Genomic DNA, 17173 nt, shown 5'->3' with positions numbered 1-17173 from the left:
TTTTCCCGAGATTATATTATTGAAAAATATTTTCTCAACGTGACATTAACACCAACAAAATAGGCATAAACACCAAGCCAACCGTCACTTTGACTGAATTATTAAAATTATTTTTACATCCTATAATTATTAACTTAGTTAAAACAGAGGAATTACTCATGCTTTAATGCTAGTTTTTATTTAAAATATTATACTCTACGCACAACTGTCAGTATTGATAAACCAACAAAACTAATGACTATTTTAATAATAAAAAGGAGTGTGCAAGCTCCTACCGTAGCCCTTATCACTACTGCGTTAATCATATTGATTAGCGTATCGCTTTCTCACTACTTCCTCACTCCTGTGGATAGGCTACCTACCATCAAGCCTTTAGAATTCGAAAGTAAGAATGTGCAGCCACCAATTAATAAGAATACTCGTAGGCAAAAAATCACTATCGGTGTTGTTGAATACTCTTTTGTCGCTTCATTATTAAAATCAGGAGTGAGTCAAAAAGAGATCAACTTGCTATTAGCACTTATCAAAAGCAAGTTTAATATTATTGACTCTATTAAAAGAGGTGATAACTTTATCTTAAGAACTAAATTAAATAGTAAAAATGAAACTTACATTAGTTCTTTTTACTATTTAGGCAGTAAAACTGATTTATTTATTATCAATGATGGTCACGGTAACGTATTTGATGAGCATGGTGTATCGATAAATAATCAGTTCATGTTTTCTTCACCCTTTGATAAAAACTACAGAGTGAGCTCTGACTATGACTTAAAGCGAACACATCCAGTGACCAATATAACGACTCCGCACTTAGGCACTGATTATGCCACACCTGTAGGTACACCGATTCGTAGTATTGCTGATGGCATCGTTTTAAAGTCCCGCTACAACCGTTTTGCCGGCAACTACATTAATATCCGCCACACAAATGGCTCTGTATCACGCTACCTACACTTATCTCAGCGCAACGTCCATGTTGGTGAGAAGATCAGCCGAGGACAAGTGATAGGGAAAACGGGTAACACAGGAAGAACAACAGGGCCGCATTTACATCTTGAACTGCACATCAATGGTGTTCCGGTTGATTACGAGCGATACATTCAAAGGCACCCAAACACTGACGTAAATATAGAAATGCTGATTGCAGCGAGAAAAGAAAAAGCAGAGTTAACAGCGGAATGGCAACGGTATGAGCAGTCAAATAGGTAACAACAGCCACTTCGATTCGCTCTTTCTTCATTTATCTGAAGCGAGTCCTCGTAACCTTCTGAGCGCTTCGTAGTCTGTCGCCACTAACCAATTTCAGGATCATTAAGAGCCGCTACATGCGGCTCTTAATGATTATAATTTCCCGATATTCCATCGGTTTCCCCTTTACCAAACACGTTGTCCTCTTGTTCTTGAACGCAAATGGTACGCGCCCTATCATGTTCACGTAAAAGATCAATAAAAGAATAAAATGATTACTCATTGTATTGGCTAGATATCTAATACAAAGAGGCCCAACAATACCTCTTTCTTACTTTCTAAACAGTGACGCTGTCACGATTATGAGTGGTTTCTATCATATTCAGCGCTTGCCTTTCTCAGCCCTTCTAAATCGTCTGAACATAAAAATCTCTTCAGGCTGTCGATTTTCTTATCAGGCCAATCATATATCCTAAGAGCAAGCAGTTCGTCTATCGTCTCTCGAGAAAAGCGATATTTGACATGCTTAGCTGGTGACCCCGCAACCATGCTGTAAGGCTCAACATCTTTCGTCACCACACTGTTTGCCGCAACGATTGCTCCTTCTCCGATAGTCACACCCGGCATTATCATGGATCGCATACCGAGCCAGGCGCCATCGCCAATATGAGTATCTCCTTTCCCGACGTACGCTTCTTCAATAAAGTCCATAAATGGGTACAAGGAGAACCAATCAGCTCTATGTGTACTGTTTCCCCCCATAACAATGACAACTTCCGCTGCAATACAGACAAAGTCACCTATATGTAACTTATCAATCTTCCATTTTGGTTCCCAATCTCGGCTGAACTCATCGCCTTGTAGATATCTTACAACAGACTCTTCAAAACCGGCGTCCCAACAATCACTGTAATAACTATGTTTACCTTTAATCGTTATATTTGGGTTCGTAACAACTTCATGTAGCAAAGTCACCTTAGACCAATGCTTAGTTTTCATGAATACTCCTATAAATACTATCTAATAAAACACTGTAGATAGTATGTATCTAAATAAGCTCTAATAATTACGTAGTGCCTATTACCACTAAAATTTACTTCACCACTGAGCTAATAATATGGTAAGCAGCCTCTACTCTTTCTGCATTAGGGTAGTTTTTATTCGCCAGAATCACTATGCCTATTTTTTCAGAGGGTACATACGCGACATATGCCCCAAAGCCACCTGTTGAGCCCGTTTTGTTATACCAAACGTCACGACCGAGAGTACCAGATACACTTGCTTGAACCGGTTTAGCTTTGAGAATTACATCGCTGGAGTTACCCTTCAATAATTGCGAAAGTGAAACGGGGTAATCATAACCCTCCCATCCTACGGCTTGTGTAAACGTGTCGGTATCAAAATACTTAGTATGAGTTCTCTCTAGCGCATTTTCTATATCAGTATTAAGTTGCGCTTGACCCATATTTGCTTCGATATATTGAAGCATATCTAAGCTTGTTGATTTAATACCATAGGCTTGTGCATCAAGAATACCTGGATTAACTCTAACGGGTTTTCCCTCAGAACTATAACCAAAAGCATAGTTGTTAAGCTTATCCTTTGGTACATCGACAAAGGTATTGGTCATACCGAGCTCAGGCAGGATGACGGTTTCCATCATTTCCGTATAGTCTGACTTCATACTCAAGGCACCGATGTAGCCAAATAGACCAATACTAGGGTTTGAGTACTTCCTCTTAGTACCGGCTTCGTACTCCGGTTTCCACGTTTTGTAGTACTGCATCATTTCAGCGTCGTTCGTTACTTCGCTAGGGAATTGCAATGGTAGACCACCTGCAGTGTAGGTGGCGACATTAACTAGCTTGGTATTACCCAGAGCACTATTCTCTAATTCTGGAATATAATCTTTGACCTTGTCATCCATGTCTAGCTTACCTTTTTCTTGGGCGTACCCAGTCAAAGTAGCAGCAAAAGTTTTACTGATAGAGCCGAGTTCAAAAATTGTGTCGTTGGTGACTAAACTCCCCTTACTTACGTCAGCCAAACCGTAATTATAAAAATAACGTTTACCATCAATCGTTACTGCAACAGCCAACCCCGGAATGTCGTATTCGTTGATTAATCCTTTAGCGCATTCATCAACTACGCTCTTTAATTGACTGCTAACCGTTAACTCCGTTTTCGCAAACGTGACGAAAGAAGTGAGCGATAAAATGGCCAGCAAGGCATTGTTTAACTTCATTGAACCCTCAATTTTTTAATTTTAACTTATAATTAATTTCTAGTTTATTCCAAGGCTTTTAACTTTTTATATAAAAGTAATCCTGACTTGAAGAACTCCAATCGTTAACCCTCGATGAATAACACTGTGTCTTCAAATTTTTAGTGCGATATAAACAGGTCTAAACCTGATCACCGTTGATAGGTAGGACGGTTAGATACGAATGTAAGTAACATCCGTTTCCAAAATGGGGAAATAGTGTACTCAATTACGCTTTCTCCATATCACGATAACGGTATACTAGGTAGATATACTTGGTATATACAGATCCACATCCTCACAACGCTTTAGAACCACTTTTCAACGTCTACAGAGAAAACGATGCCATTTTCACTACACTTCGAAACTGGAAAAGTCACCAGCCAACAACTTTACTCCGAGATATACCAAGGGATATTAGAAGGCAGATTACGATCAAATGAGAGATTACCATCAACTCGCATGCTGTCGAAAAAGTTAGGCATAGCAAGAAACACTGTCATTTCGGTGTATGAGCGACTTCAGTTCGAGGGGTGGATAGTAAAAAAGGCAGGGTCTGGCACGTACGTAAGTAATGCTCTAGAACAAACGGTGAATCAAGATAAGAGACCAATAAAACACTACCAACTAGGGGTGTTTGGCACTAACGCAGCGAAGAAGCCAGAGATCATCGCACCAAAGAATCTAGACTATGACTTCACTTTAGGCGTTCCTGATCATCAGAGAATAGCAAAGCATATTTGGCGACACTCAAGACTGAGTAGGCTCAATGCATTAACTCCAGAGTTTGCACATGGTGGTGATTTGCAAGGGTTAGCTTGTTTACGAGAGTCTATCTGCGAGTATGTGAGACACTCGAGAGGCGTAATCTGTGACCCTGGAGACATCATCATTACGCAAGGGTGCCAGCAGGCAATAATGACGACTCTCCTTACATTACTCTCTCCCGGGGATCTCGTGTCGACGGAAGATCCAGGATATCCTGTTTTTCGAAATCAAGCTCGATTACTTGGCGCGCAAATAGGCTCCGTGCCGATGGACGACCAAGGTGTTGTCGTTGAATCAATCCCTTCTAATACCAAAATTATTTATACAACGCCTAGTCATCAGTTCCCTTTAGGCTTTAGCTACTCAGTTGAAAGGAAGTTAGAACTGCTGAGATGGACAGAAGTTAATAACGCAATCATTATCGAAGATGATTATGATGCGGAATATCACTACCTCAATACCAGTAAGCAAGCTCTCAAGTCACAAGATAAAAATGACTGCGTCATTATGGTAGGCAGTTTCTCTAAAATACTATTTCCCGGCATACGCATTGGCTATATGATTCCACCAAAGTCTTTAATGGAGCCAATTTCAAATATGTTGTGGCACTTGGGAAGAAGTACATCTGTAGTGTCTCAAATCCTACTTGACGAATTCATGCGTGACGGTCATTTCTCTCACCATTTACTCAATATGAATAAAATCTATAGCGAAAGGTACCATAAACTCACTCAATTAATTGACAACGTAGATTGCTTACAACGTATTCCAAGCCAAGGTGGATTGCATATAGCAGCTGAAGTATCGGGATGCGCGACACAAATGATGAATAAACTGGCTTCATCAAATGTAGCGGTTTATCCATCATCGCATTTTTCTATCAACAATCATTCTAATGCCCTCTTATTTGGGTTTGGCATTATCCCTATCCAAAAAATAGAAACAGCATTTGATATTATTCAATCAGTATTGGATTAAAGCAGATATAAAATTATCGTTTTGCTCGGTATCAATTTATCGTCTTGTTATCACCAGCAGAGTCAGGGGCAACTGCGAACTTGGAACGCTTTTCAACCAAATAAGAGTTCACTACGAATTGTGTCGCTCTAACCCGCTTGGTTTGGCTTCAGCCCCAACACTATATTTCTTCAACTGTAGACGCACTAGGTTCAAGTAAAGCGACGTATCACGCTGACACTTTCAGCGCCACCAGCAACCCTATTGCGTAAATCATCTTCTTTTAAGTTCACATCGAGCATTCAATGAACCTTATTTTTCTAATATCGAACAGTAAGTTCTGCTTAACACTCTATCAAAACACTATCTTTCGCTAGATGTTAAAGAAGAAAAGACTTCAAGGTAATTAAGGATTTGTTATAGAGTATTGACCTATATAATAAAGATCACAATCACGACATTAATCTCCAGTAATTTACCATATCGCTTCATGATCGCTTAGGATACAAATTATCGAAAAATACCAAACCCTAGGTTAATACGCTGTTAACGGCTCAAAAAAATAACGAAGTTGTAGCGCAATTATATCAACATCATTTTCATGTAAAAAATAACGAGCGCCTTGGACACCGATCTCCCAATTATCTGAGAAGTTGTAGCCAACTTCTGCACCAATATATCCATCAAAACCATCCACTTCCGTCGTTATCTTGCTGCCTTGATACGTACTTTCAATATCGGTTTCCCAGAACAAGCCCCCCAAACTCAGTTTTGCGGACCATGAATTGTATTGCCAGAACTTATAACCGATGTCGAAGCCCATGCCCTTAACAAGGAGTGGGGCTATCGATGCGACATTGGCGTGATAGTCTTCTGGTGAAGTAGTAGCACTACGCAATGTAGCACTACCTTCACCCATATCAATATAACGAATAGTTCCAGACCATTGCTCAGAAAAAGTATATCCAAACCCGACAGAGCGATAGAGCCCGGTGTTGTCAGTAGAGATTACGTTATCACCTTTAACAGCATCGCGCTCATCTGCATGGCTTGACCCCATTTGAACATCAACATACCAACCCGCTTGACTACTAAAACTAAACACAGCAATTAGTGCTAAAGCACTGTTTCTTCCATAACGTTGCATGGCTCCTAACAAAATCAAAAGCATCAACACTATGCCACCCAATGATCCTGCTGAAGTATTTTCAACCTTTACATCTCTTACCAACTTAACGGTCACTATAACTTTCCCCGCGTCTTGCAGGCCTTGGCTATCCTGAATGATATATGTCAACACATCATTGCCTTCAAACCCTGAGGTAGGGGTATAGGTCACGCTCTGATCTGCATTCATGACCGACTGCCCATACTGCGCTTGGACTGAAACCAACTTCAATGTGTCGTTATCCGGATCGGTATCGTTAGCAAGGACATAAACCGTGACAGGGGTACGATCATCGGTGGTAATATTATCGTCCACCGCATTCGGATTCTGACTGTTTACCACATTTACCGTCACCTTCGCCGATCCCGTTCCACCATTACCATCCGTTACGCTATAAGTGATCAAAGCCTCCCCGTAGTACTGTGGTTGAGTGACATAACTTAGTTTGTTATCAACCACACTAACACTACCAATATCTACAGAAGCGCGACTTACCTTCAGCCCATCACCATCAGCATCGGTATCATTGCTCAATACATCGATCGTCACCGTACCATTGAGACTAACAAACGCATTGTCGTCAATCGCTTGAGGGAGTGTATTATTGCTTACACGAGCGGCAACGACGCCAGGGTCAACGACACTGCCATTAGCCAATCCGTCATCATCGTTCGGGCCACCGTCTTCAATGGTAAGTTGTACACACCAGTCACCTTCAGTCAGACCCTGTGACCATGAACTGTGCCCTGGTGGCGGACAATAACCAGCCTCGCCAGCACTAGAAGAAACTGTGTTTTGAGCATCCTCAATAAAGTCTACCCACCCCTGTTCAGCATTATACTTTCGGTACACTGCATTTGCTGGAACAGGTAAACGCTGAGGCATAACTAATTGATAGCTTTGACCGGGAAGCGGCAAATTAGTTACTACAAAATCAAAGATTCCCCCTATGCTCTTCATATTGATATCTTTAGGAAGCTCCTCATCCAGCAATAAAGCTCCTCCTGTTGCGTTAGTCAGAATGGTTATTCCTTTGCGTAAACAGACACCTGGCTGCCCCTCAATGAGGAAGCGATCTTTTTCTGACACAACCTGTTGAATTACGTTACAGTCAGAAATTGCATCAAGATAATCAGGGATACCATCACCATCACTATCATTATGACCTTCTTGATCATCCGGGATTAAGTCGCCATCACTGTCTTCACTCCCGAGCTCCGCCAATGTTTGTACCACTTCTAAATAGACATTCCGTGTCACTGATAATGGTGGAGTGCCATTGTCAGTAACTGTCAATTGCAAATTGTAAATCGCTGAACTCAGTAATTGCGGAGAGAAAGTCAATGTTTCGCTGTACATCTGCCCCGCAATCGCTTGGTTAAGTACATCGCTATCACTACTCCATCTGAAACTGTGTATATCGGACATATTGGCATCACTAACACTGCTCGTGATTGTGACCGGTTCAACACCATTTTCAATTTGTCTCCGCTGCTCCCCCGCCTGAGATACACTTACCGTGACCTTCGGAGCCACATTCTCTTCAAAGATTGTCAAGGTGTAACGACGCTTACTACCTAGATTAAGGGTGCTGTCCAGATCAATCACTAAGGTTTCAACGCCCTCATTTTGTCCATCATTAAGTAGTTCGAACGAAAGTTTGCCTTCGGTACCACTAGGTATCACCACTTCACCAGAGGTGAGCGTGTGGTCATCACTGTCCGTGCTTCCTGAAACCGTATAAGGTATGATTACTGGGTAGCTCGGCGAAGGACCGTTAAGGTGTATCGATACGCTATGATTGGTGCCTTCCGTGGTTTGCGCATCTTTGGAGATACTTATCAGTGGATACACTGTTACCGTTTGACTAGCTTCAGCGACGTTTCCATCAGAGTCTTGAGTGCGCCAATAGACCGTATTAGTTCCAGGTCGGAAAAAGGTCGTGCTGTCGACCAATGAAACAGGTAATAGCTTGCCTGTACTATCTCGTGCCACAGCAGAGCCTAATGCAACTTTAGTAAAGAGCGAAGTTGCGTTCACTTCGATATCTGAAGGTGCGGCTATTGTTGGTGCGTCCAATTTCGCACTTTTAATTGTCACGATTGCTTTCGCGGTGGCCTTTCCACCGTTACCATCTTTCACACTGTATTGCACTGCCACTGTACCAATTGAGGTCGTTACCAATTGGATTTGACTGCCCACAATCGTTGCCGTTCCAGATGTAGGTTTAACCCATTCCAGTTGTAATGTATCTAGATCAACATCGCTGTCGTTGCTGAGTACATCCAATAAGTAGCTACCATCGTTACTCTCGGTAAAGACATAGGTATCATTAACCGCCACTGGCTCATCATTAACGTTGATTACCGTGATGCTAAACGCTGCTAAAGATGTGCTTAGCTCACCGTCTGAGACACTAATAACAATATTATTGGTGCTGCCAACATGCTCATTTTCCGGCGTACCACTTAGCAACCCAGTTGCTCTATCAAAGGTTGCCCATGATGGTTTATTGCGGATTGAAAAGCTCAAGCTACTACTATCAACATCCGATGCCTGCAGTGCAAAGCGATACGTACTGCCTTCGTTGACGGTAAGAGCAGGAGTGCCACTGATCATCGGCGCGTCATTGACATTGTTAACCACAATACTGAATCTATTGAGCATTGTTGTCGTGAGACCATCAGAAACCGAGATAACAATGCCCTGATATTTGCCAACATCACCATTATCTGGAGTACCACTGAGCGTGCCTGTTGATGCATCAAAGCTAGCCCAAGATGGCTTGTTCACGATACTGAAGGTGAAGGCTTGGCTGTCAACATCTGACACTTGTGGCGTGAACAAATAGGTGCTGTCTTCATTCACTTGTGTTGCTGGTGAGCCAGAGATAACGGGTGCATCGTTAACGTTATTCACAGTAATCGAAAACGCTGACAATGAGGAAGAAATAGTGCCATCGGATACGCTAATCACGATATCTGGATAAGTCCCCACATAACGGTTACTTGGCGTGCCAGAAAGCGCTCCTGTTGTCTTGTCAAATGTAGCCCAAGGTGGCTTGTTAGCTATCAAGTAGGTCAGAGTATCCGCTGGGTCATTATCCAATGCGGCGGGCACAAACTGATACACACTATCTTCATCCACTTGCGCCGATGGAGTACCCGTAATCACTGGCGAGTCATTAACGTTATTCACTGTGATGGTCACTAACGCCACTCCAGAGGTAAGCTCTCCGTCACTTACGCTGTAAGTGAAACTGTCCTGACCAAAGAAGTTACTGTTACCCGTATAAACCGCGTGATTGCCTGTGACGGTAACATTACCGTTGACTGGCGATTTTACAATTTGATAGCTCAAAGATGAGCCTTCTGCATCGTTACCATTTAAAGTAATGGTCAGCGGTATTTCTTCCTCTCCCGTAGCACTGATATCGGTGGCGGTTGGTGTATCGTTGACTGCATTAACCGTCAAATCGACACGAACCTCTGTCGAGTCGAGATCACCGTCGTTGACCTTGAACAAGAAGAAGTCGGAGCCATTGAAGTCCGCTTCTGGTGTATAGCGCCAACTATTATTGGTCAACTGCTCTAGCACGCCATGACTGACTTGCTCAGTGATAAGATACTGCAGAGTGTCATCATCGTTATCAATATCTGAACCAACCAGCGTGATCACCAAACTATTGTCTTCATCAAGCGTTTGTGACTGTGCTTGCGCCATTGGTGCGTCGTTGACTGGTGTTACTGTCATGGTCACTGTTGCGGCGTTAGATACAGCACCTGCTAAGTCTGCCACCGTATAGGTGAAGCTATCTTCACCGAAGTAGTTCTCATTGGGGTTGTAAACAATCGCTCCTGACGCCGTCACGTTCACACTGCCATGTGCTGGCGTATCAACGACTGTGACACTAGTGAGTTCAAAACTGTCTCCAACATCGGCATCACTATCATTGCCTAATACATTGACCTCGAAGGAGCCTCCCTCTAGTAGTTGTGCACTGTTATCAACAGCAACGGGGGCATCATTCACTGGCGTAATATTGAGCGTGACGGTTGCAGGCACTGAGACTGCTTGACCACTATCGGTTAGCATGTAGGTAAAGCTATGTTGACCATTAACGTTCGCTGTTGGCACAATCTTTAAGGTCCCATCGACATTGACACTGACCGTGGCAAAACTGTATACCCCCTCTCCTTGACCAAGATCTTGCAGGGTAATACTACTCGGGGTGAATGACCCATCTTCAATATCACTGTCGTTACTTAAAATATCGAGTGTCGATGTGATATCTTCATCAAAAGTAAAACTGTCTTCCTCCGCTACTGGTGAGTCATTGACGGAACCGATATTGACGCTGACCGTGGCCGCAAGAGAAACGCCGCCTTCACTGTCTGCGATCGTGTAAGTAAAGCTATCGCTACCATTTTCATTCGGATTCGGCGTATATACAAAAGTGCCTACAGTTTGATCAATGGCTACTTGTCCTTTTTGAGGCAAACTAACTAACGATAAATCACCCGTTGGGATGCCATCTTCAACATCCTCCGCTTGACTACGCGCGCTGACTACTGCGCTTGCGGTATCTTCGTCGGTGTTGATGGTCAGCGCTTTAGCGACTGGCGCATCATTTATAGCCATGATAGTGACGGTCACTGTCGCCTCTTGCGACTCCTGCAGCAGGGCATCTTTCACGGTATAGGTAAAGCTATCTGTGCCTGTCTCATTATTATTTGGCGTATAGGTAACAACGCCGTTGCTGATCGACACCTGACCTTTAATTGGTTGCGTTTTAATCGTTGTAGAAGAAGCGACCATGTCATCATTAACATCGGAATCGTTGGCTAACAGATTAAATTGTTTCGCCGTATCTTCCTCAGTCGAGAAGCTATCATCAACTACCGTTGGCGCGACATCGTAGCGTTTGGTCACAGTATCCGTCACTGCATCAGATGCGTTGCCTGCGGCATCGGTTACCACCACGCTTACTGTCAACGTCCCCTCTTGCAAAATAGTGACGTCAATGCCCGTTACTTGCATGGTCTCCGAAGAAATTGTTTGACTAGCGCCGTCAATGGTCGTGGTACCGTCGGTCACGCTATAAGTGAACATCGCGTTCACTTCAGCTGCTGCGAAGGTAAAGCTCATCGCCTGTTCGTTGGTTTTGTTAATGCTCTCCTGATCAATGCTGATGCTATGTCCAGTCGGGATCCCCGTATCCACTGAGATCAACAACTGAGTCGCTGCTGTATTGAGGTTGCCAGCTGCGTCGCTAAATTTCTCGGCTGCAACATCAATAGTTGCATCCTCAGTGCTTTCTTCTGCAGGTGTAAAGGTAGCCGTGTAACTGGCGCTACTGCCCGCAAAGTTAGAAAGAGTTCCTCCAGCCACGGTCACATCGGCTTCGGAAAAATCAGTTGCGGCTTCACTCAAGGTAAACGTGAGTGTTGCCGTTTCACCCGCTTTCAACGCAGCGCTGGAGCTAGTGATACTAACGGTTGGAAGCACAGTATCGACGCTGATGGAAAGTGGTGTAGCTGCACTATTGGTGTTACCAGAGGCATCGGTAAATGTGCCTGTGGCAACTTCAATAGTACCGCTCGTCGCACTCTCTTCCGTTGGTGTAAAGGTCGCAGTGTAGCTGCTACCACTGCCAGCAAAACCAGACAAAGTACCGCCACTAACCGTGATATCCGCCTCGGTAAAATCGCTCGACGCTTCACTTAAGGTAAAGGTAATGGTCGCCGTTTCGTCCGCTTTCAGCGCCAATTTATCACTGGAGATAGTCACACTCGGCACTAAACTATCAACGGTTATAGACAGTTGAGACGCAGCAGTGTTGCTATTCCCGGCAGCATCGGTAAAGAAATCTGCCGCCACGTTAATCGTCGCTGTACTTGTACTGTCTCTATCCGGCGTAAAGGTGGCCGTGTAATTGTCACCGCTGCCCGCAAAGTTAGACAAACTGCCGCCAGTGACGGTGACATCTGACTCAGTAAAGTCACTTGAGGACTCACTTAAGGTGAACGTGATACTCGCCGTTTCGCCAGAGATCAAATCAAGGTCTGAGCTGCTCAAAGAAACAGTTGGCCTCACGTTATCTAACGTAATTGTTGTGCTATCTATACTGGAGGTGTTGCCCGCCGCATCGCTCTGGCTCGCCGCGACCGTCAGGGTGCCGTTGTTAAACGCACTTACATCAAACTCACTGCCAATAGTCGTCCAAGCCCCGGTATTGTCGGCCGTCACCGTACGACTGACTGAGTTGTTATTGTCCGTGATGGTCACGGTCACACTATTGCCAGCCTCCGCGCCGGAGCCAGCAATCAGCACATCATTGTCTTCTGCCGCATTGACGATACCGTCGATTGCAATCGGCGTGGAAATGGTAACAGCGGATGGCGCTGCGTTATCTAGGGTTACGCTCTGGGTGGCTACGGTGGAGATATTACCTGCTATATCAGCTTGGGTTGCAGACACAGTCAGGGTGCCATTGCTCAAGCCACTGATATCCAGCTCGCTGCCGCTCAACGTCCAGTTGCCTGAGTTGTCGGTCGTCACCGTACGACTGACAGAGCTGTTGTTATCCGTGATAGTCACGGTCACGCTGTTGCCTGCTTCCGCGCCGGAGCCAGCAATCAACACATCGTTATCTTCCACTGCATTAACAATACCATCGGTTTCAATCGGTGTAGTGATGGTCACAGCTGATGGTGCGGCGTTATCTAAGGTAATGCTCTGGGTGGTCACTCTGGAGGTATTACCCGCCGTATCCGATTGCGTCACAGCAACTATGAGTGTGCCGTTGTTCAGGCCACTGACATCAAGCTCACTGCCGCTCAACGTCCAGCTGCCTGAGTTGTCGGCCGTCACCGTACGGCTGACAGAGCTGTTATTGTCCGTGATAGTCACGGTCACGCTATTGCCTGCTTCCGCACTGAAGCCAGCGATCAGTACGTCGTTGTCTTCTGCCGCATTGACGACCCCATCAGTTTCAATCGGCGTATTGATGATTACAGCAGATGGGTCTGCATTGTCCAGAGTAATACTCTGGGTGGCTGCGGTAGAAGTATTACCTGCTATATCTGCTTGGGTTGCAGACACAGTCAGGGTGCCGTTGTTAAACGCACTTACATCAAGCTCACTGCCGCTCAACGTCCAGTTGCCTGAGTTATCGGCCGTCACCGTACGACTGACAGAACTGTTATTGTCCGTGATAGTCACGGTCACGCTGTTGCCTACTTCCGCGCCGGAGCCAGCAATCAGTACGTCGTTGTCTTCTGCCGCATTGACAATACCATCGGTTTCAATCGGCGTGGTGATGGTCACTGCTGATGGGGCTGCATTGTCTAGGGTAACACTCTGGCTAGCTGCGGTGGAGATATTACCTGCTATATCTGCTTGGGTTGCAGACACCGTCAGGGTGCCATTGTTCAGGCCACTGACATCCAGCTCGCTGCCGCTCAGCGTCCAGTTGCCTGAGTTGTCGGCCGTCACCGTACGACTGACAGAGCTGTTATTGTCTGTGATAGTCACGGTCACGCTGTTGCCTGCTTCCGCGCCGGAGCCAGCGATCAACACATCGTTGTCTTCTGCAGCGTTGACGATACTGTCAGCCTCAATCGGCGTGGTAATGCTCACTACGGATGGTGCTATTGTATCAATGGTGACACTTAACGCGTTGGATGCCGAGCTAACATTATCATCGCTATCAGACGCTTTAGCACTTATTGCATGTGTAATACCAGACGCCAACTCATTGGTTGTTATCTGCCAGTTTCCTCCAGTAGCAGTGCCTGTGCCAATAACCGTTGCACCTCCACCGACTTGATCACTGTATAAAGTAACGATCGATCCACTCTCAGAAGTCCCACTAAACGTTGGTGTAGTGTCACTGGTAATATTATCAGTATTTAATGGCCCGGTATCCGAACTAGCATCTAAATCGGGTGTAGATGGCGCATTTGGCGTGGTATCGACTGTCGTAAAGTTAAATGTGGCATCATCGCTGATCCCAGCGAAGCTATTATTTGCGCTGTCAGCCACGGCACTGGATTCAATATGAATGGCGTAGGTCCGGTTCCCTGCCAGATCACTGGTTGGGTTTAAGTAAACTTTATTGTTGGTAACACTGATGCGACCAGCGCCTGGTGATGTTGTTTTGCCATCGCTTTCGGTGGCAACATTAAATACTTCAAAGTCGCGACTGTCGGTAACATTACGAATGGTAATATTGCCGCTCTTCAGCTCAATATTTTCATCGAAGGCAATCTCGATGTTGTTGCTAACAGAAACATTGGTTGCATCATCAGTGGGGGTTGAGCTCGCACTGACAAAAGTAGGCGCGGTAGAGTCTGAAACCGCAGCGTCATCAATCTTGATACTTCTGATAAGATAACGAGAGTCAGCACCCGGACTTCGGGTAAACGCCATAGTCACTGTATCAACGTCCTGCCATGCCGAATCATTAAAATCTGTACCACGGGTCAGGGTAAACAAGTCCTGTAACCCTGAGTTTGCTTCACCACCTTTTGGCAAGGTGACAGTTTCGGTCACTGTTTGAGTATCATTAGAGAAGCCAGTTAACACAAGTTGATACGTTTTATCTGAGTCTCGCGCCGACCCCTGCATAAAGGTAATTTCGTCGAAACTGAAGTTAGTACTTGATTTCTCAAAAAAGCGGAAGCCACGATTGTTGAACTCATTAATCATGGTATTTGAGTAAAGAACACCAGCTACAAATCCGAGGTCATTTAGGCCAGTAAACGGAGTGCTATCAGTGCTATTGCCGGCATCTAATACCATAGACACAGCACCTGCATTGGTAAGAGTGACCGAGGGCATACCCCCAGTGACGCCGGTCTCCACCTCACTAAAACTGGAACCTGAACCATTAGAGTAGTTAATCGTTTGCTGTGCAGCCCAGGCTTCACCGGAAAAAAACGCTGAGGACACCCATGCTGTTGTAATTGCGATCGCTACCTGACGACGTAATCTCATTTTCCTCTCCTGAAGATGACGGCCTTATCAACATAGCCGGGTTATCATAATCAACTTAAATGTTTAATTTTTTTATAGGAAAGGATTAGCGATAGTTTCAGCCAATTCTTTCTTGGTTGATTAGCTGCGTGGTGGGTATACTCCCGCAGTGGCAATTAACCAATTAATCGGCAATACCGGGCTCAAAATATTAAGTGGCATTGAACCGCCTGTTTCAGTCACAGCTACAGTACCTCCGCCCGAGCCACCACCAGACACACTTAAGCCTTCGATCTCGGTCAAATCTGGTTGCTGAAACGTCGGTTTATAGAACCCGGGGGTAGAGTTTTGCGCTATATACGAATTACTATCGGGTACCTGTGTATTTGCAGCATTGGTAGCAACCTTCATCCTGCCTGTTACAGGTGCAGAAGTGCCAAGAGGGGTAAAAATTGCCGTATGTAAGTGTGCTGGCATTTGAGTTATATCAATAGTTACCAGTTCAGTACCCAATCTTTCTCCCTGATGATAATCCATCCCCCCAGGTCGTGTGCCTACACCAACTGGACTGCGGCCACGCAAATCAGGTAAACCAAAGGTAGTTCGGGCGTCACCTCCGTATAGAGTGCTAACTAGAGAGAAGAGCGCTGGATTATCTTCAATTGCCTGCATTTGCCCCGAGCACATTGCCCAATTTCTAATTGCAAAATTGCCACCAAATGCGGTTAGTGTCCCAAGATACGGTTCTGTAGCCATACTGTTCTTCCTTTCAACGTATACACTTAAGTTAAAACCAGCCCATAACGAAATTGGTGTGGTTGGTTAAAACTTTCCAATCTCGCATTACTAAATACCGTTACGGGCTTCATCACTGCCGCAAAGAGCCGTATTGAGATATTTATTTACTCACAAGCAGAAGCGTGCTGGAGCAATGACATCCCAGCATCTAGCCCAGCCATTTGCGCATAGCGATAACCCGAAAACACGCCTTGCGGTGTAGCAATAACATCTATTGATATGGCGCTATCTAACGTTTTCACTTGTAACCCATGTTGTGGGCTGATCTCGAGAATTCTCCCCGCCTCAACACCGACTAAAGAAGTCTCCATTGCGCTTGCTTGCAAAACATTGGCGACACCACTTGGCAAGCTCAACATCGCACCACCGAAGTCATGATTGCCTGCTCGCACTAAGTTGACGATTTCGCGACTCGTTTGCACGTTCCAACGAATGTGCAGATCATGTTGGTTTACTGCTCGTGCTACTTCGTTGGGGTTTGATACTTGTTCACGCCAAACCAGCCCTTGCTTTTGTTGCGCGATGAGGAAGTCATACATCAGCTTAGCCGTCATTTGTGACGCTTTTTGCTGAGCACTGGTTAAGGTCTCAAACGGGTGAAATGGTACCTCTAACTCCATTCCTATAGCGCCGGAATCAGCCGATGCCTCAAGACGATGCAGGGTGAGGCTAAAGGTGTCTAAACCGTCTCTTAATTGCCAATAGAGAGGCATCGGGCCTCGATACTCGGGCAGCTTTCCCGGATGAATGTTGTACAAGTTTCCGTTGAAAAACTGACACAGCGAGGAATGAACTATGTGCCTGAACAAATAGATGACGCCATCCGTGACTCGCCAAGCATCGAGTTGCGCTATCAAAGCACTGCTATCATTGGCGGTATACTGAGCAATATGAATCGATTGAGCGCTCAGATAGCTCTGTAGCTGCTGTAAGTCTGGATTTAGTTCTCCTTCCGGTACTACCACGCCCGCCAATTTATGTTGTTGTGCCAACAACTGAATGATGGGCAAGGCGTAACAACTTCCTGTAAAAACGACGTATTTTTGCTGCAT

General features: G+C 45.0%; 7 protein-coding genes. 2 read left to right on the top strand and 5 right to left on the bottom strand.

Annotated elements, in window-relative coordinates; genetic code table 11:
• The first annotated feature begins 234 nt into the window (after positions 1-234).
• Positions 235-1209 (top strand): M23 family metallopeptidase, encoded by a 975-nt coding sequence (locus R7R24_RS00980; RefSeq protein WP_053349235.1) that lies wholly within the window; start codon positions 235-237, stop codon positions 1207-1209.
• Positions 1210-1548: 339 nt separating this feature from the next.
• Here R7R24_RS00980 and R7R24_RS00975 read toward each other — a convergent pair whose 3' ends face one another.
• Both R7R24_RS00975 and ampC read right to left on the bottom strand, forming a co-directional pair.
• Positions 1549-2187, bottom strand: a complete 639-nt coding sequence (locus tag R7R24_RS00975; protein ID WP_005373432.1) for a CatB-related O-acetyltransferase — start codon at positions 2185-2187, stop codon at positions 1549-1551.
• A gap of 94 nt (positions 2188-2281) precedes the next feature.
• Entirely contained in the window at positions 2282-3433 is a 1152-nt protein-coding gene (gene ampC / locus R7R24_RS00970; protein ID WP_005373435.1) for a class C beta-lactamase, read from the bottom strand.
• Positions 3434-3793: 360 nt separating this feature from the next.
• Between ampC and R7R24_RS00965 the strand changes: the two genes are divergently transcribed.
• Positions 3794-5197: a PLP-dependent aminotransferase family protein gene (locus R7R24_RS00965; RefSeq protein ID WP_213883410.1), complete on the top strand. Its 1404-nt coding sequence runs from the start codon at positions 3794-3796 to the stop codon at positions 5195-5197.
• Positions 5198-5711: 514 nt separating this feature from the next.
• Here R7R24_RS00965 and R7R24_RS00960 read toward each other — a convergent pair.
• From R7R24_RS00960 to R7R24_RS00950, 3 genes are all read right to left on the bottom strand, one after another.
• Positions 5712-15344 (bottom strand): Ig-like domain-containing protein, encoded by a 9633-nt coding sequence (locus tag R7R24_RS00960; protein WP_213883408.1) that lies wholly within the window; start codon positions 15342-15344, stop codon positions 5712-5714.
• A 120-nt stretch (positions 15345-15464) separates the two neighbouring features.
• A complete protein-coding gene (locus tag R7R24_RS00955; RefSeq protein WP_054576103.1) occupies positions 15465-16079 on the bottom strand; it encodes a phage tail protein in 615 nt (204 codons plus the stop codon).
• Positions 16080-16225: 146 nt separating this feature from the next.
• Entirely contained in the window at positions 16226-17173 is a 948-nt protein-coding gene (locus R7R24_RS00950) for a formyltransferase family protein (protein ID WP_250159559.1), read from the bottom strand.

The sequence above is a fragment of the Vibrio sp. 704 genome, assembly GCF_033339295.1.
The sequence above is the reverse complement of the archived record's forward strand: the minus strand, read 5'-3'. Positions and strand labels throughout refer to the sequence as shown.